Source organism: Halomonas sp. ND22Bw, assembly GCF_003011945.1.
Classification (GTDB): Bacteria; Pseudomonadota; Gammaproteobacteria; order Pseudomonadales; family Halomonadaceae; genus Halomonas; species Halomonas halophila.
The window spans coordinates 1-265 of record NZ_PXWD01001035.1 but is presented as its reverse complement, the minus strand read 5'-3'; the positions used below and the strand labels follow the sequence as shown (position 1 = coordinate 265).

1 protein-coding gene is annotated in these 265 nt (G+C 70.9%); it reads left to right on the top strand.

Annotation, left to right across the window (positions count from 1 at the left end; translation table 11 throughout):
• On the top strand, positions 1 to 265 hold a 265-nt coding region (locus CVH10_RS21325; RefSeq protein ID WP_146143237.1), incomplete at both ends, for a peptidase dimerization domain-containing protein.

Below are 265 nucleotides of genomic sequence, written 5' to 3'. Positions count from 1 at the left end.
CGCGGCGCGGCGCGACCGACTGGGAACTGGTCACCACCGGAGTGCCGGGCCATTCGGGCGGGGTGTTCGGCGCGGAGCTGGGCTATGGCGCCAATTACGAGCTGGCGCGTATCCTGGACGGGTTCCGCCGCGAATTGCCCGAAGCCAATCTGACCGCCAATGTCGGCGTGCTGGCGGGCGGGACGCCGGCCGGCTTCGTCGGCGACAGCTTCACCGCCACCGCATCGGGCAAGACCAATATCGTCGCCGAACGCGCGGTGGCGCG